This window comes from Candidatus Fokinia solitaria (assembly GCF_003072485.1).
Taxonomy (GTDB): domain Bacteria; phylum Pseudomonadota; class Alphaproteobacteria; order Rickettsiales; family Midichloriaceae; genus Fokinia; species Fokinia solitaria.
Map to the genome: position 1 here is coordinate 96,799 of NZ_CP025989.1, position 25,353 is coordinate 122,151.

Sequence of the window (25,353 nt, forward strand, 5' to 3'; positions counted from 1 at the left end):
CCATTTAGAGTAATTCATTATTTTCACTTATTAAAAATTCACCTTAGATACATATACTGACCAGTTATTTCGAGTTTTCCTTAACTTCTTTGCTTCCAATAATGCTACTCTTTCGGTTACAAATAATCCAAAACATGCAGAACCAGTACCTGTCATACTGTAATATACGGCTGAAGTTGAAGCTAACGTCTTTAATATGTCTGATATCTCAGGATATAAAAGAACTGCCGTCTTCTCAAGATCGTTACCAATAGCGAATACAAAATCTTTTCTTATTTCCGGTGTATTTCTCATTTCGAGAATTTTCTTGTCATACGTTTTATCCGCTTTTTTCAATACAAAATGTTGATATACGTCACTTGTATTGCAACTGAAATTAGGACACACTATGACTGCATAGTAGCGATAATACGGAGTGAGTTTTATAAGCTTCTCTCCTTTATGTCTGCCTAATGCGCATCGATAATTACGTGTAAAAAACGCAACATCTACTCCTATTTTATAACTGATTAGCACGATATCTTTGATGGTGAGATGCTCTAAGTTCTCATATAGGAAACGTATTACTGTAGCAGCATTGGAAGAACCGCCGCCAAGCCCTGCACCGATAGGAATCCTTTTTTGGATCTTAATTCTCATTCTCGATATCAGATCTATAACGTAGTGTTGTTTACCATATTGCGCCTCTAGTAACTTCAGTATTTCCATTACTGCGCTAAGTATAAGATTATGCTCTACACTTTCGATGCTTTCCCCGGTATCTGAGAACATGCTAATGCTAGCAGGAGAAAATTTAGACCTTCTTTTGTTAAATGTTATCGTAATTGTGTCAAACAGATTAATCTTCGCAAGCAATGTGCATACTTCGTGATAATTATCTGGTAATATGTCGCAAATTTTAAGGAAGAGATTCAATTTAGCGTACGATTTTGCTATGTATTCTTTTGTTATATCCATTGCAGTACATAATGCTTAACAAATATGATGTAGCGATTATCGGAGGAGGCGTTACAGGTATGACACTGGCACATACACTAGCTCACAATGATATGCATGTAATCCTTGTAATTGACAATGCAGATTGCACTTTACAGCAAACACAAATAAAACATGAAAAACGAAATGATAGAGCTTTTGCGCTTTCTCATAATGTTATATCATTTTTGCTGAAGAACAAGCTTTTAGATGAGTGTGATATAAGCAAAGAGAAGCGAATTGATGATATACTAGTAATAGATGAAGATGAAAAAGAATTGGTATCGATATCAAAAGCTGATAATGCTGGCAATAGTATAGGATATATGATCTCAGAGTCAAAGCTGAGAACAACGATAGCGGATAAATTAAAAACGACTCTTCATAATGTGGAGTTATTGTTTGTGACATCCATTGATGAACTTCATGTTGATGAAGGAGAAGTGCTTATACATTGCACCTCTGACGGAAAAAAAATTGAATGCAAGGCGAAGCTATTAGTTGCCGCTGATGGTAAGGATTCATTTGTTAGAAAGTATTTCAATATTGCTTCATATGAGAGAAGCTACATGCAAACAGCAATGTGCTTTAATATCAATCATCCGTATAGCATTAAGAATACGGCAATAGAGAAGTTTAGCGCAAATTCCACAATTGCACTACTGCCGTATAGCTCTCCGTATGAGTCATCAGTAGTATTGATATTGAAAAATCAGAGTGCAGAAAAAATCAGTACTATATCTAACAGTGCACTAGAAAAGATATTAACTCTTGAATTGCGTAATCTATGTGGCAATGTCGAAATTACTTCAGAGATTCAATCGTACCAGTTAATGGAAAAAAGAATGCAGAAGCTATATCACACAAGAACCGCTTTTGTAGGAGATGCTGGTCATGTAATACATCCTTTGGCAGGGCTTGGCCTTAACCTTGGATTGCACGACGTGATCAGTTTAAGTGAATTAATACTGAGATATAACAGTGTACAGATTGATATTGGCGCAATGACGTTGTTAGAACAGTATCACTGCGATAGAAAATTGCAGATTAATTCTGTGTCACTCATGACAAATGCAATGCACTATATTGGAGTACAAAGTAATAGCAAATTTATACGTAATATGATTAAGATAGGGATGAATGCATTCAATTGTATGAATCCGCTGAAAAGGAAGATTATGCAAAATATATAAATTTGTACTAAGTGATGAAGTCTAACAAGTTTGTCAATTCAGTATTGAAGCCGCTGCTGATAGCACTTCTGCTATCTTCTATTATAAGAAATTTTATCTTCGAAAATTTCGAAATACCAAGCTCTTCTATGGTGCCATCTTTGTTGGTAGGAGATGTAGTAATGGTAAGTAAATTTTCCTATGGATATGGTAATTACTCAAGTTGGATTAATCCGCATTTACATCATAGAATATTCAATAAAAAGCCTCGTATTGGAGATGTCATTGTATTTCACTGCGGTTTAGTGAATGCACCTACGTGTATTAAGAGATTGATAGCAATGGAAGGAGATGTTGTCCGAGTGCACGGTGTCGATGTGTACGTGAATAATGTAATCGTAGAGAAAACTCAAATTGGTGATGGAGTTGAGGATTGCGATACTGGAAAATTATGCAAATATCGAGAATATACCGAAAAACTTCCAAATGGAAAAGAGTATGATGTTCGTTATAGAGAAGTGATGTATGTGCGTGAGAAGGAAGAATTTTCAATTCCAATTAGCATGATAAGAGCGGAAGGAACGTATGTAGTACCGCAAGGAAAATACTTTTTTATGGGCGATAATAGAGATAATTCTAATGATAGCAGAAACTTTAACGGCTTAGGTATGGTGGATGAGTTAGATCTTATAGGTAGAGCTGAATGTGTCATATGGAATACAGATAAGATAATAACTGCTATATCCGAAATGAATGTCGCTAAAATGAAGGAGATTTTTAGAATATTATGAATAAGGTAGAGAGGAACGTACTTCTTATATGTGGTGGAGAATCGCCGGAGCATGAGGTATCTATAATTTCCGGTAGAAATGTATTTAACTGCTTAAAAGATGATTTTAATGTGCTTGTAGTCACTATCAGTCGTAGCGGCATATGGTACTTACATGCGTCATTTCCTCATATTACATCGTGTGATGATGAAATGGCTGATAAATCGCAAATTTGCCATCTCATAAAGAATAACGATGGAGTGATGCTTCATACTGAAAATAAGCGCAAATATAGCATAGACGTAGCATTTCCGTTAGTACATGGTGCATCGGGGGAAGATGGTATGCTACAGGGTACATTAGAGTTATATGGCATAAAATACGTTGGTAGCAATATAGCAGGCTCGGTGATTTGCATGAACAAAATTCTGACAAGAAAGATTTTATCTTATCATGATATTGCAACAGTGCCTTTCTTGGAAATAAATGAAGAGAATTTCGTAGGGTATCATGAAGCTTCTAAGATGTTAGGAGTAGAGGATATGATTGTGAAGCCGTGTAGTTGTGGTTCTTCTATAGGAGTTTCCGCTGTACGTTCTGAAGTAGAATACGAAAACGCAATCAGAAATGCATTATTGTATAGTTCTGATGTATTGGTAGAAGTAATGATAAAAGGAATGGAGTTAGAATGTAGTGTTCTTGAAAAGATAGAAAACGGCAAGCGCACGTTATTTAGCTCAGATGCGGGACAGATAATAGTAGAAGATGGATTTTACTCATATGAAGCTAAGTATTGTAATCAGAAGAATGTCGTTACGGCAATACCTGCTTCCATTACGCATAAACAGCACGAAATTATCGCACATACTGCTGAATCTGCATTTAAAGTCTTGAAATGTAGAGGATGGGCAAGAGTAGATTTTTTAATGGATGATACTAACCTTTATGTGAATGAAATTAACACAATACCAGGTTGCACTTCGATTAGCATGTATACGAAGTTATTAGAATCGAAAGGTATGTCACAGAAAGAAGTGTTCAAGACTTTAGTAGATGTAGCACTCAATGATAACGCAGAATTAGTGTCTTCATATCATTCAAATAGCGTGATAATGTGCAGGTAAAAGTAATAAATCAAAGTCACGAAGCGCAAGAAAATAGTAGCAGTAGATGAGGTACAAGAGTGTACTATGCGGAAATTTATAAGTTTTTTTCATACTCTTTGATAACCTAAAAGTACAAGTTTCAACTTACGAGTATATAGAAAATAGAGTGACTTTAGTATTTACGCCATAAATACCAGTTTATCGAAAAATGACGATGAGATGACTGAAATTGCACTATCTTATTACAGCCCGTCCCTTTTTTATAAGACTGCTGTACTGAAGAGTAATTAAATAGTTTTGAATATATTGAAAAAGTTCGATAGAGACGTTTACGACTATTAGAAGACTTGTACCTCCTAAATAAAACGGTAACGAGTATCTTGCGCCTAACATTTCCGGTACAATGCAAACAAACGATATATATGCCGCTCCTATAACATTAAGTTTTAACAGGATAGATTCTATATATCTTGCAGTATGCTCACCAGGGCGTGTACCTGGTATAATAGCGCCATTCTTTTTTAGATTATTTGCAGTATCAGCAGGATTGAAAACGACGGAAGTATAGAAGAAGCTGAAAAAGATTATAAATATTAAGTATAACGCGATATATAATGGCTTACCATATCCAAAATTTTGCAAAAGCCAAGTCACTATCGGATTAGTAGAAGCGCTTAAAAGATTTATAACGGTAGAAGGGAAAATTAGTACAGAGCTAGCAAAAATAGGCGCTAAAACACCAGAAGTATTTATCTTTAGAGGGATGTGAGTAGAATCCCCGGAGTATATTTTATTACCAATCTGCTTTCTTGGATAAGTGACGGCAATAGGTCTGTACGCTCTTTCAAAAAATACTATGATGAAGAGAAGTACTGCAGTAAAGAATATAAAGCACAGTAATGAAAATACGGAAATAGCATTTACCTTCATCATACTAAAGAGTGAAGTGATTGAGGGGATCAAACCTGCTAAGATTCCAGAAAATATTATCATAGAACTACCATTACCTATTCCATGTTTGGTAATCTGATCGCTTAGCCATATCATGAATACAGTGCCACCTACCATGCTTATGGTACCTACTAATCTGAAGTGAAATCCTGTTTTTATAACTATACCAGCGTTATCGATTGAAATCTGTTCTGCACCACTGACTAAAGCATAAGCTTGGAAAAATGCCAAAAGCAAAGCTAAATACTTCGTATACGAAGCGATTTTCCTTCTTCCTGTCTCGCCACCTTCTTTTTTCATTTCACTCAAGTAAGGTACTATTGCAGATAACAGCTGCATCACGATGGAAGCAGTGATATATGGCATGATATTGAGGCCAAATATTGACATGCGTGACAAAGCGCCACCAGTAAACATATTGAAAACGCCTAATAATCCCTTTGCAGAAGCATCGTCTGCTACTTTCTTTAATACCGTCAAATCTATACCTGGAATCGTGACATAAGTTCCAAATCTGTACACTAAGAGGGCTCCTAAGACAAATAGCACTCTCTTAAGTATTGGCAGCATCTCGTTGTAAGGGAAAAATGTTCTATATCATGCTATAGTACAATAGTTACAGCTTAAAGTACATTAGCAAGATTGCAATTGTAAGCACCGTAATACAGATTGCTCTAAGGGTAAATTCGATTCTTCCACGGTATATTTTTTGCAATACTTGAGAGATAAAAGTATATGCTTCTATAATTTTTGATACACCTCCATCGAGGACAGAATGCTCGATAAATATAGCTATATCAGCTATTTGATATAAGCTTCCGGCGCATTTCGCATAAAATTCTTCGAAGTAGAATTTTTTATTTACTGCAAGGTATGCAATGTTTTGAACTGTATTAGGTATAAATCGTAATGTAGTGTACTTTCGAGTCATGAGATATGCGACTATACCTCCTAATAATGTACATGCTATTGGTATGTGCTCAATTTGCGATGAGAGTGTCTGAACGTTAGTGGAAATTCTAAAGATGCTGGTGTGATATCCTACATAACCTATTATTGCCGATAATAGACTGAGGAGTATCAAAGGTGCCTTCATTTTCCATGTTTCAGTATCGCTTAAGTATTTTTGTGTGCCATTACTGTGAAAAATGATCAGCAACATTCTGAAAGAGTATATTGCGGTAAAGAATGCACTAATCAAACTTACTATATAAGCTATATAGCACAGCACACTATCGGCAGCGCTTTGATATATACCGCTTATAATCATTTCTTTAGAAAAGAATCCTCCAAATGGAAATACTCCTGTAATGGAGAAAATGCCAATTATCATAGCGCAATAAGTAAGTGGCGTACTTCTAATAGAAAGTTTCATTTTAAAAATGTTCTGTTCTCCGTGCAGTGTATGTATGATGCTACCTGCGCACAAGAAAAGTAAGGCTTTAAAAAATGCATGAGTGATTAAGTGAAAGACTCCCGTTGAGTATAAGCGTATTCCGCATGACATGAACATATAACCGAGTTGACTGCATGTAGAGTAAGCGATGATTTTTTTAATATCAGTCTGAAAAATTGCCATTATCCCCATGAGGAAGGCAGTTATCGCGCCAACGCTTAATGTAATATTTGAAGCTATCGTTGAGTACTCAAATATCGTCTGACATTTTACGATTATAAAGATACCTGCTGCAACCATTGTTGCCGCATGTATCAATGCTGATACTGGAGTTGGTCCTTCCATTGCATCCGGTAACCATACGTGGAAAAGTATTTGCGCAGATTTGCCCATCGCACCGAGTAGAATACAGCATGCAATAATATCTATTGTAGCATCATGTTCTTGTAGTGAGCTGATATAAAGTGCGATGTTGTGAAAATCGGCACTTCCACACTTCAATACAAGTTGAATTATTCCAGCAAGAAGAAAAATATCCGCGATTCTATTTGTAAGAAATGCTTTTAGCGCAGCTTTTGTAGCGCTGCTTTTCTCAAACCAAAAACATATTAGAAAATAAGAGCAACATCCTACTCCCTCCCAGCCTATAAACATTTGAAGCAAATTTCCGGATATCAGAAGAAATACCATAAAGAATGTGAAAAGTGCTAAATATAGCATATATCGCTTAATGGAAGGCTCATTACTCATGTATTCGATAGAATACAAATGTACCGCTGCGGAAACGATACAGACGACTAATAAAATTGCAGCAATTGTCGTATCTATTGTAATGCTAAAGTCGAATTTTATATCTTCGACCTTCAGCCAACTGTAAAATGAATGCTGTATTTCTGCTGAAGAAAGGAAGATCTCATAAAAAAGTAATGCTGCGCAGAAAAGACTTAGCAAAATTCCTGTCATCGATATAAGTTCGCAATGCTTTCTAGTGGTACTACAAAAGAAGTATTGTATTATGCCACTTAGTAATGGTGCCGTTAGAGTAAGCGAAGCAAGGTATATCAGCATAAGTGAAGAGAACTATATTCATTGACGAGTGTGAATAAATTTATTAGAAACATCAAGGCTTGGATTTCTAAAATCGTATGCGATACATGGTGATTTTTACGTCGAAATCCATAAGAAAAGTATTTATAACATCTTCGAAAACAGAGATTACATCATAGTAATTGCTTATCGTATGATGTTAATGATAAGGATTTTGATAACATAATAGTCTTGTGTAATGCCTTTTTTACTCACTTCTGAATCTGTTTCAGAGGGGCATCCGGATAAAGCTGCGGATCAAATTTCCGACGCAATCCTTGATGCGATCTTAAAGCAGGATAAAAATGCTCGTGTAGCGGCTGAAACTGTCGTGATGCGTGGACTAGTATTGCTATCCGGAGAGATTACTACTTTTGCAGATGTAGATTACTGTGGTGTAGTTCGTAATACGTTGAAAAGAATTGGATATACTGCTGGTGATTGTGGCTTTTCATCTGATACTTATCCAATATTAGTAAATTACAATAAACAGTCGGTAGATATAGCGCATGGTATACAGTGTAAGAATGATTCTGGCGAAGGCGCGGGAGATCAAGGCATTGTATTTGGTTATGCGTGTGATGAAACAAGCGTATTAATGCCTGCATCGATATATTATGCGCATTGCTTAATGAAAAAACATGCAAGTGTCAGAAAAAACGGCATGTTACAGTGGTTGAGACCAGATGCAAAAACTCAACTTACTGTGAGATATGATGAAGAAAGTGGTAAACCTATAGCTTTTGATACTGTGATATTTTCTACGCAGCATGATGAATCTGTGAGAGATTCTGCTATTAAGCATGGTGTAATAGAAGAGATAATTAGACCAGTGCTGCCGGCGCATATGATAGATGGAAATACGAAATTTCTCATTAATCCAGCAGGAAGATTTGTAATAGGTGGACCAATTGCAGATACAGGCTTAACGGGGCGGAAAATTGTTGTAGATACGTACGGCTGTGCTTCTCCGCATGGTGGAGGAGCATTTTCCGGAAAAGATCCGTCGAAAATTGATAGATCAGGTGCGTATTTTGCACGTTATATTGCCAAGAATATTGTCGCTTCCAAATTAGTGAAAAAGTGCCAAGTGCAGATTGCTTATGCAATAGGAGTAGCCGCACCAGTAAGCATAAACATCAATACATTTGGCGTAGATGGTATCAGTGATCGTGCGTTAGAAAAGATTGTACAACAACACTTTGATCTGAGGCCGCGCGCAATTATAAAAGAGTTGAATTTATTACAGCCGATATATGAGAAAACTGCTGTATATGGACATTTCGGACGAGAAGATGAAAGTTTTAAATGGGAAGACACAGATAAAGTACATCTGTTTAAATGAATGAAGATAGAGTATGAATAAGCAGTAAATGTAATTAAATTTGATATAGAATATAGAAAATGGCACAAGATATTGTTTTACTGTTCCCTGGACAGGGCTCTCAGTACGTGAAAATGGGGCAAGATTTATATGAAGAATTTTCAGTTGCACGGGAAGTTTTTGAAGAGGTGGATGATGCGCTGGAGATGAAACTCACAGACGTTATCTTTGGTGATGATATAGAGTTGTTGACTACAACATATAATGCACAACCTGCAATAATGGCAGTTTCAATGGCAGTTGTACGTATCCTTCAGAAAGAAATGAAGAAGAAATTCTATAGTAGGATTAAAGTAGTAGCTGGACATTCTTTAGGCGAATACTCAGCACTTTGTGCAGCAAATGGTCTTAGTATTCGAAATACTGCAAAGCTTCTGTTTGAAAGAGGGAAAATAATGTATGATGCCGCAGCATCATCTGCTGGCGGAATGTTTGCATTACTTGGCTGTTATGATATTGCGGCGATAAAGGAAATGATTGCCTCAGTTAAAAAGTGCTGTGAAGACGATAGTATATGCGAAGTAGCGAATGATAATGGTGCAGGGCAGGTAATACTTAGTTGTACAGGTGATGCATTAGTAAAACTTCCAGTTTTTGCTTTAGAAAGAGGTATTAGAAAAGTAATAAAATTAAATGTTAATATGCCGTTTCATTCCTCTATAATGAAGGAAGCTGCTTCATGCTTTACAAAATATTTGAATGTAATAGATATTAAAGATACTGATATTCCAATAGTTACAAATTATGATGCTAAGGCGCATGTCGTTGCAAGAGAAATAAAAGAAGTAATAGCATTGCAAATGAATAACTTGGTGAGATGGAAAGAATCTATCGAATACATACTTCAATCATGTAATCCGCATTGTTTTGTAGAGGTAGGCCCTAAAAGAGTTTTGAGCGATCTTGCGACAAGGATGCTGCCAGATGAAGCTAATATCAAAGTATTTTCTACTAGTACGTTAGAAGAAATTTCAGATTTTCTGAATATTACTTAAAGTTCTTCTGTTTTTGTAAAGAGAAGCTTCAAGCTGCTATATGATATCGCGATAATAGCTATTTTCTAATTGTAGCATTTATAAACGCGTACTGTGATTCACTGTAGTATAAAGCAGTGGCTAATCAGCTACGTAATCGTTGTTTTTATATGCTACAGGAGTGAGAAAAAGTTTTTCAGGAAAAATACGAAGATCTATTTTAGAATATTTTGTTATCATCGATGGCAAATATGGACGTAACGTGGAAAGCGCTATCTTTGCATTTTTTTGCGGCAGCATGATAACTGTGCCATTCTTGCATACTATATTCCATCTCCTGCTTTCAATAAGATGAAGGTAAAGTATGTGCGATGATATATTACCGATCACATCGTAAATTATTTTTGCATTGTAGATCTGAAATGCTGCATTTTTACCGTATACCGAAAGCTTAATCTTGGATAATGGCTCATATAAAGCCTTATTTGCAGCGCTATGGTAAGATAGTACATCTCCGTATTGATCTATCACAAGAAATGTTGATGAATCCAAGGATTCATACCATAGTGCAAAAGGCTCTCTTTTTTCAGCTAATATGATAGCGGTATTGTCAATGAAGACTCTTACTGAGAGATTGTTTAGTAACGTATTTTGAGATGTTAGCGCATAGTAGATTTGATATGCAGAGGGATGTGTATTATAAAATGTTTTTTCAATTACTGTCTGAAGATATTTAGATAATCTTCGATCATTTGAGAGAACGGTAGTACTGAAACGAAAATGATGTACCTTATCCTCGCGAAGCACAGCAAAAAGAACAGCTGCTAAAGTGGCATAAGTTACAAAAAATAGGATATAACATACAAATATACAGCGACACCTTTCGTAGAATGCGTGCTTCATCGTTAGATTCTTTCCAGGTATACGTCATCTTCTGTTCTTACACGTATTTCGTCGCCATTTTTTATGAATTGCGGCACCATTACTTTAATCGAATTATTGACAATAGCAGGTTTATACGAACTTGTGACAGTTTGTCCCTTAATAGATTCTTCGCATTCAGTAACGGTAGCAACTACCGATTCCGGTAGGGTACATGATACTATATTTCCTTCATATTTTTGCATTTTTACTATCATGCTTTCCTTTAAATAGCCTACTTTCTCTTTTCCAATCATGTTCTCATGTACGGTGATCTGTTCGTAGCTTACGAAATTAATGAAGGATAAATTTTCTGCAATGCTGTAAAGAAACTGATACTCTTCATCTTCGATATACGCTTTCTCCACATTCTCGCTTGTTCTGAATCGTATATTTTTTTTCGTGCTATCTACTATATCCTTTATTTCAGTTTGCATATAAGCACCCCCTTTCCCTGGCTGTACATGCATCACCTTAATGACTCTCATCAGTTTCTTCTCGTACAGCAAAATATCACCTACTCTAATATCTACGGCGGAAATCTTCATACTAAGCTACTTTTTCTTACCTTCTTTCATGATAATACGTTCTCCTGCATACCTTACTCCTTTACCTTGGTAAGGCTCCGGTGGTCTGAGCTTTCTGATTTCTGAGGCAATTTCTCCTACTACCTGCTTATCAATACCACTTATGACTATCTCTGTAGGAGTTGGAGTTTCAATACTGACGCTACTAGGAATACCGTAGAAAACAGGATGACTGAATCGCAATTCTAAGACCAATATCTTGCCTCGTATTGCAGCTTTATATCCAGTACCTACTAACTCCAACTTTTTGCTGAATCCTACACTAACGCCGCGCACCATATTATTTACAACATTTCTTGCTGTGCCCCACATAGCTCTACCAAACTTATCCTCACTGTTCGTACTTACTGTAAGCGAATTACCTTCATGATGAAATTGTACAAGCTTAGGAAAAGAGAATTCGAGTTCACCCTTAGGGCCAGAAGCTTTTATGTAACTACCGTCTATCTTCAGTGATATTCCTGTTGGAATCGTAATAGGTACCTTGCCAACTCTGGACATTTCTCTGAAAAATCTATTATTTCATACAAATTAATACATACACGTACTTGCTTAGAAGATCAATGCGTGAAGCATTCTAAGATACTTGAGTGATTTCTTGGTAGAAATGATATTTTGCATAATTTTATGCTCATGATAATATTCTGATTATTAATGAAATAATTAGTGATGATCGACTATGGTGACACCGATGATGATGCAGTATTTTGCACTCAAAAAAGCTAATAGTGAGTATATGCTTTTCTACAGAATGGGCGATTTTTATGAGTTATTCTTTGATGATGCAGTCGTTGCGGCAAAAATACTTAATATAGTACTGACAAAACGTGGTAAGTGCGATGAAATCGATGTGCCGATGTGTGGTGTGCCGTATCATTCGAGTAATTTCTACATACAAAAATTACTGAAAGCAGGATATAAAGTAGCAATTTGTGAACAGTTAGAAACTGCGGAAGAAGCGAAGAAGAGAGGCGCAAAAACTCTTGTGAAGAGAGATATTGTGAGAGTAATTACTCAAGGTACTTTTTTTGAGGAAGAGACAGAAAGCGGAGTGATACATAAGTATATTGCGTCTGTTCATCCGTATAAATATGAAGGTAGCGATGATGAAGGATTTTGTATGGCTGTACTCGATCTTGGTACTGCCGATTTTTCTGTCATCAAAGGTCAGAAAAAAGATTTTATGAACTACTTATACGAGTTCAAAATCATAGAACTATTATGCGCTGACAAAGTTGCAGAGAAATGTGATTGGATGCGAGAAGCGCTACGCCTTTATGGCGCTGATAACATCCTCACTAGAAGACCAGATGTCTTATTCAGTCACAGCAGAGCAGTAGAAGTTGTGAAAGATGTATATAACCTTCCAGCCGTATCTTCATCTTTCGATGAGTACGAAATTATCGCAATGGGCGTGCTATTGGAGTATATCAAATTCACTCAAAAAGAGCATATACCGCAGCTTAATTTACCGAAAAGAAGAGATGACAGTATTTTTGTCAAAATAGATGCTGTAACGAGAAAGCATTTGGAGATAGAAGATAGCGCTAATGAAGGTAGTACGTTATTTTCCACAATAGATTATACTGTTTCTTGCATTGGAAAGCGTCTTCTCAAGATGTATCTAAGAACTGTATCTAAAGAACTTCACGTGATTAATACTCGTTTAGATGGAGTGGAAACGTTTTTAGGACATATGAAAATCGTAAACGATATAAGAGAGTTGTTAAAACAAATGCCGGATATTGAGAGAGTAGCGACAAGAATAACAGCAGGTAGATGCACAGTAAAAGATCTGATGAATATGCGTGATGGATTAAATGTAGCTACGCGAATTTTTCATTGTATAGAAAGAGAGGAGTTATCCAAAAAAGTTAGAGCGATAATAGAGGAAATGATATCATTTGATGATTTATTACACGTTCTGAATAGCACACTTAATCCTGTAGTACTGGATGTAACTGAGCATAGCACTTTTATAAAAAGAGGATATCGTGCACCGTTAGATGCTTTATATGATTTAAGAAATAACGCTAGTAATAGAATTGATGCTTTAAGAAAAAAGTATGTTCAGTTAACAGGTATTGGTAATTTGAAGATCTCTAAAAGTAGTATTTACGGTTATTGTGTAGATATTACCTTATCTCAGTCTGAGAAGCTTTCAGGTACAATGTTCGTAAAAAAGCAATCACTTACGAATGTTGTACGTTATAAAACTGCTGAATTAGAAGAGTTAGAAACAGAAATTCTTACGGTGCAAAGCAAGATCGACGCTATGGAAAAAGAGATATTTGAAGAAACACGTTTAGCGATAGTAAAAAGAATAGAATATATCGCTATATGTGTTGCTGTAATCGGAAAAATTGACGTAATAACATCGTTTGCATTTTTGGCGAAATCTAGAAATTATGTCAGACCAACTATGACGAATGATTTCAATCTGTTGATTGAGGAGGGAAAGCATCCAGTATTGGACGTTCTTTTAGGAGAAAATTGTATATCAAATGATTGCATTTTTGATGAAAACGTCAATTTGCAAATCATTACCGGTGCAAATATGGCAGGCAAAAGTACCTTCTTGCGGCAAAATGCGCTCATTGTTATTATGGCGCAAATAGGGAGTTTTATACCGGCGAAGAGGGGGAGTATAGGATTAGTAGAAAGTATTATGACAAGAATAGGAGCAAGCGATAATATTACAAATGGAGAATCCACATTTATGGTGGAAATGCTGGAAACTGCACGCATATTGCAAAGCGCCTCTCAGAATTCTCTCATATTACTCGATGAAGTAGGTCGCGGTACTTCAGCTAAAGAAGGTATGGCTATCGCAATAGCCGTCACAGAGTATGTCCATGAACAAATAAAAGCAAAAACTATATTCGCCACTCATTACCATGAATTAGGAAATTTAGAAAATACTCTCCATAAAGCTAAATCTTATAAAATGGATGTCACTGAACATAATGGTAAAATCACTTTCATGCATAAAATATCACAAGGTATAGCTACTCACTCATATGCATTACATATCGCAAAACTCGCAGGTATGCCTAAATCCCTCCTCCAAAGAGCTTCTCAAATCTTCCTCAATCACTCTTCTTATTAGATAGAGAATGTTGAAGTGTAAATATTTAAGATTGCAATTTTTTGTGTTTTTTGTAACATCTCATGATAAATAAAGTGCGATGTATGCTATGAATTCAAATATCCGCCGAACCTCTTCATTGAGTAAAAAAATAGAAAATTCTGACAGTGGCTTTAAGCTTGACGACAAAATTCTCGTACTCGGAGTCGGAGGTGCGGGAAGTAATGCAGTAGAAAGAATGCTTGAAGCAGAAGTGCCAGGTATAGAGTTTTGTATAGCAAATACAGATGCACAAGCATTACAAACGTCGAAATGTCCTAATCGTATACAGTTAGGACCAGAGATTACTATGGGGCTAGGTGCAGGTGCAGATGCTGATGTAGGCAGAGTATCAGCAGAAGAATCAATGGATGAGGTGCAGAATATATTAAACGGTGTGCGCTTGTTGTTTATAGTATGTGGAATGGGCGGAGGTACAGGTACTGGCGCCTCTCCTGTAGTTGCGCAAATTGCACATTCTAAGAATATACTGACTGTCGCTATGGTTACGAAGCCATTTGATTTTGAAGGTAGTAGAAGAATGCGTGTAGCAGAAGCTGGTATTGAAGCATTAGAGCCATATGTCAATTCTATGATAGTAATGCCAAATCAGAATGCTTTTAGAGTGGCGACAGATAAAACTACCTTTGAAGCAGCATGTGCGCTTTCTGATGAAATCTTGAAACATACGTTACGCTCGATAACTGGACTGATAAAAGAGAAAGGGCTGATTAACTTAGATTTCGCTGATGTGAAATCTGTAATGTCTTTCAAAGGAAGAGCAATGGTAGGTGTTGGAGAAGCGAGTGGAGAGAATAGAGGAAGTGTCGCTGCAGAACAGGCTATACATAATCCGCTTTTGGACGATACAACGATGGAACGAGCACAAGGCATATTGGTAAATGTCACTGGAGCAAATAATATGACGCTTTTTGAAATAGATGAGGTCGTTAATAGAGTAAAAGAAAGATCTCCGGATGCTTTATTGATTTTTGGTGCGGTGTACAATAACGATAAAAAAGACGTGCTAAGTGTAACTGTAATAGCAACTGGATTGGATCATGGCGCCGATGTAAAGCAAAAAAGTCCTGTTCAAACTACTCCTAAGTTAAGTGGACATAGTGTGCCTTGGAATCAATTACAACATGATGGAAATTTCCATAGATCTGAAGCGCAGCACAGTTTAAAAGTGACGATGGATAGTATTGCGAGTAAATCTCATCAGCAAGAAAGTGATGCTGATAGAATTGCAGTAGCTGAAAATCATGAAAATCCGTTGTATAATGTAGAGCGGCAGCATAATTCTTCTCAAGAGTTGAATGAAAAACGCAATTCTTCTTTGCGTAACATAAATAATACTCTTTTTACGCCACCTAAGAAATATGAGCTTTTCAAGAACCTCGCTAGTAATACGCAAAATATAAAGGAAAATGACGATAGAAAAGTACGTATAGAAATAGAACCTGAGAGTAGTATAAATAACTCTGATGAGAGAGAGCCTGAGAAAAATGAACTCGATTCTACAAAGAGAGTAGAAGAAATTTCTGTATCAGATGCACGTCCTAAGAAAAAAGATTTCTTTGATATTCCGTCGTTTTTACGTAGGAAGAAGTAATTTATTCATAGAGTAAGTAGCAGTAGATATCACTACTACAACCTTTACTATTGTTGAAGTTTTGCGTATGTAGTGTTGCAGTCAAGAGAAGGCGAAGAAGTGAAAGTATTTGAAGAAGTTTCTGTTGTGTGTCTTTCATTTTATTGAAAAACTTACTGAGCATCGAGACGTTTAAGTACTTCGCTTTATTGAAGGGTAAGAAAGTGTTATTTGCCTATTTTTGCTGATTCGATCTATGATTTTTCATTAATGAAGAATACATTGTGAGTTTCTGCTTAGTGGAAAATTTCCTTCATAGAAAGCCATCTTAATGCAATATCTTCACCTTCTATTCTTTTACCAAAGTAAAACTCATTATGTTTTTAATCTCAGGTATATTAGCCATTATTTCGTTAAACAAAGAGTACGACGTTATAGAATCAACTATCTTCTTAGGTATGCTTTCAATCTTAAGTATGTCTCTATTATTTTCTTCGTTGAAGAGTGTTAGTTTTATAAGAAGTCTGTGATAAGTAACGTCATAAGCGGCCTTTGCATTTTTGTATACTGCGGTGCCACTTGTATTGCGACTTGCTTCTTGCAATCCACTTCTGATTAGCGCATCTTTCGTTATTGTATCAAGCAAAGAGGATAGTGTTATATCACAAATTTCTTCTTTAATTACTGTTTAGTCAGTATGCTGTCAGATCAATAGTATTATTTCATAGATCTATCAATGATATCGTAAGTACGTTCTGAATTGCTTTGTTCACTGAAGAAATCTTTTATAGAGTGAGATTATTACCTCATAAAGCTATTTATAGAGTACAGCGCATCTATATTTTGACTTAGCTTCTATTATTTTCTTTCGTTGAAGAGTGTTAGTTTTATAGGAAGTTCGTAGTAAGCAATATCATAAGCAGCTTCTGAATCTCTTCGCGTAGAGAAGGAATTTTACAGAGTATTTTATTTCGTTAGCGATGTATTCGGTGAAGAATGCGGCATATCTGTTTCTTTCAATTTCTTATCTTACGTTTAATGAGTTGTGTTCGACAAAGAGTGGTTATGCTGTAAGAGAATAGTAGTTAATGATTCAGCGGTGTTCTACATTTCCCTGCGTAGTGAGATGATCTGTATAAGGAGGACTATTTCTTTAGCGACGCTATGCATGGAATGCAGCGCATTCTTTTGCGTTTATGTGGAAATTGCTGTTAGTTCTCGAACCTCCGTTGCTAATGGAAAGCAAGCTGAGAGATCTTTTTCTGTACCGCGACTTGCTTCTTGCAATCCACTTCCGATCAGCGCATCTTCCATTATTTCATCAGGCGAAGAGGATTGTTTTCGGTCATGTTCTATCTTCACGATAATATCCTTAAGTTCATCTTCCATTCTTTTTTTCAATGAAGAATGTTGTTTTAGAAGGAAAGCTTTTTTCTCACTGATGCTATTTATATAATGCAGAGCTTTATTTCTCACCATTTCTCTAATCAGTTCATCTTTCATTCTTTTCCTCAATGGAGAATGTTGTTTTAGAGGGAAAGCTTTTTTCTCACTGATGCTATTTGCATAGTGCAGAGTTTTATCTCTCACCATTTCTTTCAATGAAGAATGTTGTTCTATAGAGAGGATGTCATCCAATGCATGAATTAGTGCTATATTTTCTTGTGCAGTGAAGAAATTCTTTATAGAGGCAGCTGTTTTCTCACCTATGCCTTTCATACTAAGCGTTCCTTCTGATATTTTTCTCATTAGATCCTTCAATGAAGAGATTTGAGAAGCGATGATCTTTGCGCTTTCCTTACCAACATGCGGAATACATAATGATAATATGAGATTACATAGCGATACATTATAAGACTTCTTTATTGCGTATATAAGATTTTGCACACTCTCCTCTCGCCAGCCATCCAATCTTAATATACTCTCAATTTTTGCATTATCAGTTGCAATTTTTAATATATCGACAAACCCTTTTATAATTTCTGCTTGATATAATTGTCTGATTTGTTTTTCACCAAATCCCGCTATATTCATACAATCTTTGCTTACAAAATGTATCATCCTTTGTATAGTTCTTTCACAACATGAAATATTTGGACAAATCAGTGTCGCGTCTGTTTCTCTTACTAATGAATGACCACAGAAAGGACATTCTGTGATACTTGAAAATTTTGGCAACTCTGCTTTCTCATCTCTCTCGGAGTATAATACGTCGCAGATGCACGGTATAACTCCGCCAGATTTTTTGACAGTGATAATATCTCCTATTCTGATATCACGCTTCGTAATTTCTGCAAAGTTATGTAGAGTTACTCTCGTAATAGTTGTACCCGATATTATGATTGGTTCGACGACTGCAATTGGTGTGAGATTGCCATGCTTCCCTACCTGTGGCACTATGGCCAATAATTTTGTTTCGTAAGAATCTGATGAGAACTTATATGCCATTGCACCTCTAGGCGCTGTAGCTGTATATCCAAGTGCATCCTGTATTTCGAGGTTATTTATTTTGCACACTATGCCATCTGTATCATACGAAATTTTTTTATTATTTTGCGCGACGGAAATATCATGATAAAACTCTCGAATTTCATTTATGCTATTCGCAATTTTAAATTCTGAAATAACGTCGAAACCGATTGTAGTTAAATATTTTCGTACTTCGGTGTAATGCATTTTATCCTCTTGCAGAGTAGCGCTACCCCATACAAGATATGAGAGTATTTTATCGTTTTCGAATCTATTCTTTAACTGTCTTAATATACCTGATGCCGCATTTCTTGTCGTGGAAAAAGGCTTTTCTCCATTTTTTCTCAAAGAACTATTAATTTCTTCAAATACACTATTTTTTATGAAAATTTCTCCACGTACTTCAAATTCTTCGTAGTGACAGCCACTTTCTAGAAATGAAGGAAAATTCGCAATTAAATGTACATTTCTCGTAACGTCTTCTCCGTTTTCTCCATCGCCTCTAGTCAGAATGTGAGTCAATTTTCCATTCTTATACAGCGCGCTAAACGAAAGACCGTCCACTTTTGTTTCGCAGCATATAGGGTACAGCAGACTTATGTCCTGTTCTTTCTTTTTCAATAGAGTTGCAATTCTCTGTAACCACTCGTCTAATTCTTCCTCGTTAAATGCGTTATTTAATGAGTACATTCGTTTTACATGAGATTTCTTTTCAAATCCTTTATTTGTGAGAAAGCCTACTGTACTGATGACACCGTTATCGTACATCTTCTGTACTGTTACTTTGTAATCTGCTCTTAGATCAGATGCTTCCGGTATTTCATCAATCATCTTGAATAGCATCTCATAATACTGAATGAGCTTTTTCTTTCTTTCATCATACTCGCTGTCTGAGATGAGTGATTGATTTTGTACGTAGTACGCTCTGTTGTATTTTCTGAGTGCTTTCTCCAGCGTTTTAACTGTTGTTATCAGTGGAATAAGACTCATAACTTGTGCATAAGCTTTATTATAGCATGGTACTTATATACGCCTTTACTCGCAAGATTTATATGCACTTTTATTAGTAAGATATTTGCAAATTCCTTCATGTGTAGTAACAGATTATACAAAAAATCGTAAGTTTTATTTTGAATAATAGTGTTGAATTTCTCAGTATTTCATAAGAAGGAAAGTAATGCATCATCGCAGCGTATACTAAAGATGAACGGAGAGGCTGTGTCTCTTAAGAAAGGTAAAGCAAGAGTTGGTAGAATTGAAACTGCCCATGGTATCATAGAAACGCCATGCTTTATGCCTGTAGGTACGAAGGGAACTGTGAAAGGCCTGAAAAAGGAAGATATAGAAGCAACTGGCGCGCAAATTATACTTGCAAATACGTATCATATGATGCTGCAGCCTTCTGCTGAAAGAGTCCAGCAATTTGGAGGATTACACAAGTTCATGAACTGGAATAAGCCTATACTTACCGATTCAGGAGGATTTCAGATCATGTCGCTTAGTGGATTATGTAAACTTACTGATGATGCTGCGATATTTCGCTCTCATATCGATGGTGCGATGCATGTTTTAACGCCATCTCGTTCAATAGAGATTCAACATATGCTAGGAAGTAATATTACGATGGTGCTTGATCAGTGTATTCATAATCCTGCGGCGCATAAAGTAGCAGAAGCGGCAATGTATCGTTCTACAAGATGGGCTGAACTTTCCAAGAATTCATATAAACCGCGTAAGGGGTATGGTATTTTTGGCATAGTACAAGGGGGATTATATGAAGATTTGAGAAGAGAGTCTGCGAAGCATCTTGTCGATATGGAATTTGATGGATATGCAATAGGAGGATTAGCTGTTGGTGAAAGTCAAAATGAAATGTTTTCTGTATTGGATTATATTACGGAGTGCTTACCGGAGAATAAGCCAAGATATCTAATGGGTGTTGGTACTCCTTCCGATATCATTGGTGCAGTGGAGAGAGGAGTGGATATGTTTGATTGCGTGATGCCTAGTAGATGCGGTAGAAACGGCAGAGCATTTACCAGTGCAGGGCAACTCAATATCAGAAATGCAAAATATGCATCAGATTGCAATAATCTTGATTCTGAATGTGATTGCTATACATGTATGCACTATACAAATGGATACTTACATCATCTTTTTAAAGCGAAAGAAATGCTTGGCGGTATATTGCTAACGATACATAATCTGCACTACTATAACTCGCTTATGAGTATTATCAGAGAGCATATACGAAACTGGTGAAGCACAATACATTGATAGATTTAATCTTGTGAGAGTGATGCATTATGCTAAACTGATGTCGAGTAAGTGGTGTAAGATTATGCCTTAGTACTTTAATCGATTTGTAGATAAGTATGTTTTCCATGTCGCGTAGGGAGGTAAAATCTGATTCCTCAGTCAAAATGTACTTGTGTTCCGGTATACTGAAAGGTGTTGGTGAGCAGATTGGACGAAAAATATACGAGCGTTTTGGTGAGGAGAGTCTGAAAGTAATGGAAGAAAGTTATGATAGATTGACAGCGATATCAGGAATCAGCTCAAGAAAAGCAAAAGATATACATGATTGTTTCATGAAAAATAAGCATGAATACAAAAGAGTGATGTTCTTTCAGCGATATAGTATTACACCGTACATAGCTTCTAAGATTATTCAACGGTATGGCGCAAATTACGAAGAAGTGATTTCGAAAAATCCTTATAGATTAGCAAGAGAGATCAAGGGTGTAGGATTTTTAAGCGCTGATCGTATAGCTGAAAATTTCGGAATCGCAAAAAATTCTCAGGAAAGGATAATGGCCGGTATTATTCACGTCATATCCGAATTTGGAATTGACGGTTCTTCCGGAGTAAGTATTGGCACTTTGGCGAATAAGAGTGCGATCACTTTAGAAGTATCTTCTGAGGATGTGCTGTCAGCACTTATGATTTTACTGAAAGAGAAGCAGCTCTTCTTATATGAGTATTCATTCTATTCTGGTGGTAGAAGGATAGAAAGTGAGGAGGAAATCAAGCGTCATCTATACAGTGCTGAAGACGATGTGCAGAGTATTGTAATGCTTCCTGTGTATTACCATATGGAAAATGGAATAGCGCGAAAACTCGTACAAATTATCCGTAATAGTGGAAAGAACAAAATTCAATCTCTAGACATAGAAGAAGGATTACATTTCATTTCGACTGCGTTTAATGTGCAGTTATCAGATGGACAGATCAGTGCTTTTAGAAATATATTCACGCACAAAGTATCAATTATTACAGGAGGGCCTGGTACTGGTAAGACGCAGCTAATATTTTCTGTTATTAAAGCAGCAAAACAGCAGATGTCAGATATAAAGATAAAGCTTGTTGCGCCAACAGGTAAAGCTGCGAAGAGAATAAAAGAGTCTTCAGGAGAGAATGCTACCACAGTTCATAGGTTACTTGAATTTGATCCAGTTATTAGCACTTTCAGGTATAATGAAGAGAACTTATTGAAGTGCGATCTGATTGTAGTAGATGAAAGTTCAATGATAGATATCAGATTGATGAATGCTTTATTAAAAGCAGTTTCGTTGGATACTACCATGGTTTTTGTAGGAGATGTGGATCAGCTGCCATCGGTAGGTGCGGGGCAAGTTCTGAATGATATGATTACGTCGAATATGGTGAAAGTTGCTTACTTAGAGAAGATTTTTAGACAAGTGGAGCATAGTAAAATAGTGCAATATGCACATATGATTAAAAATGGCAATGTACCTAGCTTTCAAGCAGGTACTGCAGTATGTGACGGCGGTGATGTAGTATTTTTTGAAGAAGAGTTACCGGCAAATGTCCCTAATACTGTGATCAATTTGCTTCAAGGAAATATGCTTCGTCTTTTATTTGGATTAGAGGATAGTAATGAGATGAAACGGCAAAATCTCAGATACATTATGGATAATGTGCAAGTGATATCGCCAATGCAAAAAGGAGAAGCAGGAGTGCGCGCATTGAACATTGCTATGCAAGCAAAGTTGAATCAAACGCAAGAGTATGTGAAAGGGCTGAATTATATGTACAAAGTTGGAGATAAAGTAATGCAGGTGGAGAATAACTATAGTAAAAAAGTCTTCAATGGCGAAATAGGAGTAATCGAAGGGATAGATGCACAACAAAAAGAAATTCGCGTACTATTCGAAGAAAGGGGAAAAGTTGCTTACAAAAGAACAGAATTGGAGCAACTGAGTCTTGCATATGCTATTACGATCCATAAATCTCAAGGTTCTGAGTACAGAGCAGCAATCATACCTATCATGATGCAACATAGTGTGATGCTTGAGAGAAGGCTGATATATACCGCGCTTACTAGGGTAAAGGATATAGCAATTTTCGTAGGGCAGAAACGCGCATTTGGGATGGGAGTAAAACGCGCAAATTCGGCAAAAAGGTATACGGCTTTGCGGTATATATTACAGTCTCTTGATGATGGAAAAAATTGTCAATAAAGTTATTCTTGCACGTCCAAGTGGATTCTGTGCTGGTGTGAGGAGAGCGGTAGAAATATTAAACAGATGCTTGGATGCATATGGCACTCCGCTGTATGTGAAACATAAAATTGTCCATAATCAAAGAGTTGTTTCGGATATGGAAAAGAGAGGTGTGGTCTTTATAGAAGATATAGAAGAAGTACCATGCAATTCGAATATCGTATTTTCTGCGCATGGTGTCAGTAAAGAAGTAGAAGAGAAGGCAAAAGAAAAAAAGTTACGTATTATAGATGCTACATGTCCATTAGTTAAGAAGGTACATAGAAAGGTAGAAACAATATCTACTTCCGAAATGTATGAATTAGTAGTGATAGGATCGGCAAAGCATCCTGAGATTATAGGTACTATAGGACGTATACCAAAGCATATACGATACCATGTAATATCTTCTACAGACGAAGCTGAAAGCCTCAATACAGGTAGTGTCAATATACGATATATTACTCAAACAACTCTTAGTGTAGATGAAGCACAAGACATAGTAAGTGTTTTAATAAAGCGTTTTCCAAGCATCAAACAAGAGAGTGATATTGATATATGCTATGCTACTCAAAATAGACAGGATGGAGTAAAAAAACTCGTAGAAGTAGCAGATGTGATCCTTGTAGTAGGATCAGCTATCAGTTCCAATTCCAATAATTTGGTAAAAGTAGGTATGTATCATGGCAAAAAGACATTTCTTATTGAATCACTTAGCGAATTGGATACTATTCATGAAGCAATTCTGCATGTAAGACAGTATGCAGTCGCGCCTATCAATATAGGTGTTACTGCTGGTGCGTCTACACCCGATGTAAGTATCATTGAGGTGGTAAGTACTTTGCGGAAGCGATATAAAGGAGTAATATATGAGGAGTTGGACGTGCACAATGAAGACGGTATCTCGTTTAAAATATCACATAAATTTTCTAATTCAAAATGAATGATCTTATCTCATTTCTACAGAACCGTGGATTTGTATATCAGTCTACAGATCTGAATGCTACTAGAGAGCTTTTTTCGAATTCCGTTGCTGCGGGATACATAGGATTTGACTGTACAGCAAAATCATTACATATAGGAAGTTTAGTACAGCTAATGCTGTTATCACACGTAAGAAATGCAGGGCATAACGTGATAATAGTGCTAGGTACCGCTACCACTATGATCGGTGATCCTTCTGATAAAACGGAGATGAGGCGTATGATGCCATATGACGAAATTGTCAGTAATAAACGTGCTATCAGAGCGAATCTTCTTCATTTTTTTGGAATAGATGAAGATAGAGATGGTGTTTTTCATCGGCAGGATAAAGGCGATCTCATTATTGTAGATAACAGAGATTGGTTAATGGATGTGAAGTATGTCGAATTTCTAAGAGATTACGGTAAGTATGTGTCAATTAATCGGATGCTTTCATTTGAGCACGTCAAAAGAAGGCTTGAGTTAGATCAGCCACTTTCATTTCTCGAGTTTAACTACATGTTATTGCAAGCATATGATTTTCTCGAGTTGAATAAAAAGTACAATTGTAGTGTGCAGTTTGGTGGATCAGAACAGTGGGGTAACATTGTCGCAGGAATAGAACTGGCGAAGAAAGTATCTGGTATTGATACAATGTATGGTGTTACAACTCCACTTATTACCAATTCTAGTGGTGTGAAGATGGGGAAAACGGTGGATGGTGCTGTATGGTTGAATAGCGATATGAAAAGTTCATATGATTTTTGGCAATTTTGGAGAAGCGTGGACGATAAAGACGTAAGGAGATTTATGCAGTTATACACTTATATGAGCTTAGAGGAGATATCTGAAGTTTGTAATGATAATGATATTAATCAGCAGAAGGTTATACTTGCAAATGCTGTAACTACGATCTGTCATAGCGCAGAAGAGGCAGAGAAAGCACATGAAAAAGCTTCAGCGATATACGAGAAAAAGAATTTCGATGATGTGCAAAGTTTTACTGTAGATTTCTCTAGAGATAAAAGTATTCCGTTATGCAATGTGATGGCTTCCACTGGTATTACATCGTCTATAGGTGAGGCTAAAAGACTGATTAGTGGTGGTGGTGTAAGGATAAATGGTATCGTTGTTGAAGATGAGTTACATAATTTATCAAAGGAAGATATAGCCACAGAAAAATGCATCATTTCTATAGGGAAAAAACGTTACTTTAAGTTAGTGGCGAGCTAGAAGTATTTTTTTATGGTGTTTTTTCGCCATAGATTATGGTTATTTTTGATATGATGAGTAATAATTATATTTTACATCAACATATTGTATTGAATTATTAGTATTATTTTGCTATTATAAAGATGTGTTGATTACGAGGA

Annotated in this window: 19 protein-coding genes; 11 read left to right on the forward strand and 8 right to left on the reverse strand. The window is 36.4% G+C overall.

The genetic code is table 11. The features are described 5' to 3' along the window. Nucleotides 1-30 precede the first annotated feature (30 nt). The gene (gene ispE / locus Fsol_RS00505) at nt 31-957 is read right to left on the reverse strand and encodes a 4-(cytidine 5'-diphospho)-2-C-methyl-D-erythritol kinase (RefSeq protein WP_108672958.1); all 927 of its coding nucleotides are present in this window, start codon (nt 955-957) and stop codon (nt 31-33) included. 11 nt (nt 958-968) lie between these two features. Here ispE and Fsol_RS00510 point away from each other — a divergent pair, with 11 nt between their 5' ends. The 3 genes from Fsol_RS00510 to Fsol_RS00520 are packed head-to-tail and all read left to right on the forward strand — an operon-like array spanning nt 969 to nt 4,041. Next, nucleotides 969-2,168: an FAD-dependent monooxygenase gene (locus Fsol_RS00510; RefSeq protein ID WP_108672959.1), complete on the forward strand. Its 1,200-nt coding sequence runs from the start codon at nt 969-971 to the stop codon at nt 2,166-2,168. A 14-nt stretch (nt 2,169-2,182) separates the two neighbouring features. Continuing rightward, a complete protein-coding gene (lepB, locus tag Fsol_RS00515; RefSeq protein ID WP_108672960.1) occupies nt 2,183-2,938 on the forward strand; it encodes a signal peptidase I in 756 nt (251 codons plus the stop codon). Next, nucleotides 2,935-4,041: a D-alanine--D-alanine ligase family protein gene (locus Fsol_RS00520; protein ID WP_108672961.1), complete on the forward strand. Its 1,107-nt coding sequence runs from the start codon at nt 2,935-2,937 to the stop codon at nt 4,039-4,041. Before lepB ends, Fsol_RS00520 begins: the two co-directional genes overlap by 4 nt. Nucleotides 4,042-4,257: 216 nt before the next feature. Here the strand turns inward: Fsol_RS00520 and secY are convergent, their stop codons facing one another. Next, nucleotides 4,258-5,544 carry a preprotein translocase subunit SecY gene (gene secY, locus Fsol_RS00525; protein WP_108672962.1) on the reverse strand — a complete coding sequence of 429 codons (1,287 nt, stop codon included), beginning with the start codon at nt 5,542-5,544 and terminating at the stop codon, nt 4,258-4,260. Nucleotides 5,545-5,590: 46 nt separating this feature from the next. Continuing rightward, complete coding sequence (gene nuoL / locus Fsol_RS00530; RefSeq protein ID WP_108672963.1) at nt 5,591-7,438, reverse strand: NADH-quinone oxidoreductase subunit L; 1,848 nt, start codon at nt 7,436-7,438, stop codon at nt 5,591-5,593. 217 nt (nt 7,439-7,655) lie between these two features. On the opposite strand from nuoL, the gene metK reads away from it, so the two are divergent. After that, nucleotides 7,656-8,801 carry a methionine adenosyltransferase gene (gene metK / locus Fsol_RS00535; protein ID WP_108672964.1) on the forward strand — a complete coding sequence of 382 codons (1,146 nt, stop codon included), beginning with the start codon at nt 7,656-7,658 and terminating at the stop codon, nt 8,799-8,801. Nucleotides 8,802-8,860: 59 nt separating this feature from the next. Continuing rightward, entirely contained in the window at nt 8,861-9,835 is a 975-nt protein-coding gene (locus tag Fsol_RS00540; RefSeq protein ID WP_108672965.1) for an ACP S-malonyltransferase, read from the forward strand. Nucleotides 9,836-9,955: 120 nt separating this feature from the next. On the opposite strand, the gene Fsol_RS00545 is transcribed toward Fsol_RS00540, so the two are convergent. From Fsol_RS00545 to rplF, 3 genes are all read right to left on the reverse strand, one after another. Then, nucleotides 9,956-10,621 carry a cell division protein FtsQ/DivIB gene (locus tag Fsol_RS00545; RefSeq protein WP_158521587.1) on the reverse strand — a complete coding sequence of 222 codons (666 nt, stop codon included), beginning with the start codon at nt 10,619-10,621 and terminating at the stop codon, nt 9,956-9,958. A gap of 98 nt (nt 10,622-10,719) precedes the next feature. Beyond that, a complete protein-coding gene (locus Fsol_RS00550; RefSeq protein ID WP_108672967.1) occupies nt 10,720-11,283 on the reverse strand; it encodes an elongation factor P in 564 nt (187 codons plus the stop codon). 6 nt (nt 11,284-11,289) lie between these two features. Further along, a complete protein-coding gene (gene rplF / locus Fsol_RS00555; protein ID WP_108672968.1) occupies nt 11,290-11,823 on the reverse strand; it encodes a 50S ribosomal protein L6 in 534 nt (177 codons plus the stop codon). 178 nt (nt 11,824-12,001) lie between these two features. Between rplF and mutS the strand changes: the two genes are divergently transcribed. Then, nucleotides 12,002-14,431 carry a DNA mismatch repair protein MutS gene (gene mutS, locus Fsol_RS00560; protein ID WP_108672969.1) on the forward strand — a complete coding sequence of 810 codons (2,430 nt, stop codon included), beginning with the start codon at nt 12,002-12,004 and terminating at the stop codon, nt 14,429-14,431. Nucleotides 14,432-14,519: 88 nt separating this feature from the next. Beyond that, nucleotides 14,520-16,064 carry a cell division protein FtsZ gene (gene ftsZ, locus Fsol_RS00565; protein ID WP_158521588.1) on the forward strand — a complete coding sequence of 515 codons (1,545 nt, stop codon included), beginning with the start codon at nt 14,520-14,522 and terminating at the stop codon, nt 16,062-16,064. 328 nt (nt 16,065-16,392) lie between these two features. Here ftsZ and Fsol_RS00570 read toward each other — a convergent pair whose 3' ends face one another. Next, nucleotides 16,393-16,689, reverse strand: a complete 297-nt coding sequence (locus Fsol_RS00570) for a hypothetical protein (RefSeq protein ID WP_108672971.1) — start codon at nt 16,687-16,689, stop codon at nt 16,393-16,395. A gap of 548 nt (nt 16,690-17,237) precedes the next feature. Then, nucleotides 17,238-19,502 (reverse strand): NAD-dependent DNA ligase LigA, encoded by a 2,265-nt coding sequence (gene ligA, locus Fsol_RS00575; RefSeq protein ID WP_108672972.1) that lies wholly within the window; start codon nt 19,500-19,502, stop codon nt 17,238-17,240. 213 nt (nt 19,503-19,715) lie between these two features. On the opposite strand from ligA, the gene tgt reads away from it, so the two are divergent. The 4 genes from tgt (at nt 19,716) to tyrS (ending at nt 25,213) form a co-directional block, all read left to right on the forward strand. Continuing rightward, nucleotides 19,716-20,774 (forward strand): tRNA guanosine(34) transglycosylase Tgt, encoded by a 1,059-nt coding sequence (gene tgt / locus Fsol_RS00580; RefSeq protein ID WP_108673545.1) that lies wholly within the window; start codon nt 19,716-19,718, stop codon nt 20,772-20,774. A 122-nt stretch (nt 20,775-20,896) separates the two neighbouring features. Next, complete coding sequence (gene recD2, locus Fsol_RS00585; RefSeq protein WP_267895683.1) at nt 20,897-22,996, forward strand: SF1B family DNA helicase RecD2; 2,100 nt, start codon at nt 20,897-20,899, stop codon at nt 22,994-22,996. Then, nucleotides 22,974-23,960, forward strand: coding sequence for a 4-hydroxy-3-methylbut-2-enyl diphosphate reductase (gene ispH / locus Fsol_RS00590; RefSeq protein ID WP_108672974.1), 987 nt, complete (start codon nt 22,974-22,976; stop codon nt 23,958-23,960). Before recD2 ends, ispH begins: the two co-directional genes overlap by 23 nt. Beyond that, a complete protein-coding gene (tyrS, locus tag Fsol_RS00595) occupies nt 23,957-25,213 on the forward strand; it encodes a tyrosine--tRNA ligase (protein ID WP_108672975.1) in 1,257 nt (418 codons plus the stop codon). The genes ispH and tyrS overlap by 4 nt, the downstream gene beginning before the upstream one ends. The last annotated feature ends 140 nt before the right edge of the window (nt 25,214-25,353 follow it).

Bases quoted from the DNA above. Each gene is read 5' to 3' on its own strand.
- Fsol_RS00550 (WP_108672967.1), bottom strand. From the start codon at position 11,283: ATGAAGATTTCCGCCGTAGATATTAGAGTAGGTGATATTTTGCTGTAC.
- tyrS (WP_108672975.1), top strand. From the start codon at position 23,957: ATGAATGATCTTATCTCATTTCTACAGAACCGTGGATTTGTATATCAG.
- rplF (WP_108672968.1), bottom strand. From the start codon at position 11,823: ATGTCCAGAGTTGGCAAGGTACCTATTACGATTCCAACAGGAATATCA.
- lepB (WP_108672960.1), top strand. From the start codon at position 2,183: ATGAAGTCTAACAAGTTTGTCAATTCAGTATTGAAGCCGCTGCTGATA.
- ispE (WP_108672958.1), bottom strand. From the start codon at position 957: ATGGATATAACAAAAGAATACATAGCAAAATCGTACGCTAAATTGAAT.
- Fsol_RS00510 (WP_108672959.1), top strand. From the start codon at position 969: ATGCTTAACAAATATGATGTAGCGATTATCGGAGGAGGCGTTACAGGT.
- mutS (WP_108672969.1), top strand. From the start codon at position 12,002: ATGGTGACACCGATGATGATGCAGTATTTTGCACTCAAAAAAGCTAAT.
- Fsol_RS00540 (WP_108672965.1), top strand. From the start codon at position 8,861: ATGGCACAAGATATTGTTTTACTGTTCCCTGGACAGGGCTCTCAGTAC.
- ftsZ (WP_158521588.1), top strand. From the start codon at position 14,520: ATGAATTCAAATATCCGCCGAACCTCTTCATTGAGTAAAAAAATAGAA.
- ligA (WP_108672972.1), bottom strand. From the start codon at position 19,502: ATGAGTCTTATTCCACTGATAACAACAGTTAAAACGCTGGAGAAAGCA.
- tgt (WP_108673545.1), top strand. From the start codon at position 19,716: ATGAACGGAGAGGCTGTGTCTCTTAAGAAAGGTAAAGCAAGAGTTGGT.
- nuoL (WP_108672963.1), bottom strand. From the start codon at position 7,438: ATGCTGATATACCTTGCTTCGCTTACTCTAACGGCACCATTACTAAGT.
- metK (WP_108672964.1), top strand. From the start codon at position 7,656: ATGCCTTTTTTACTCACTTCTGAATCTGTTTCAGAGGGGCATCCGGAT.
- recD2 (WP_267895683.1), top strand. From the start codon at position 20,897: ATGTCGCGTAGGGAGGTAAAATCTGATTCCTCAGTCAAAATGTACTTG.
- secY (WP_108672962.1), bottom strand. From the start codon at position 5,544: ATGCTGCCAATACTTAAGAGAGTGCTATTTGTCTTAGGAGCCCTCTTA.
- Fsol_RS00520 (WP_108672961.1), top strand. From the start codon at position 2,935: ATGAATAAGGTAGAGAGGAACGTACTTCTTATATGTGGTGGAGAATCG.
- ispH (WP_108672974.1), top strand. From the start codon at position 22,974: ATGATGGAAAAAATTGTCAATAAAGTTATTCTTGCACGTCCAAGTGGA.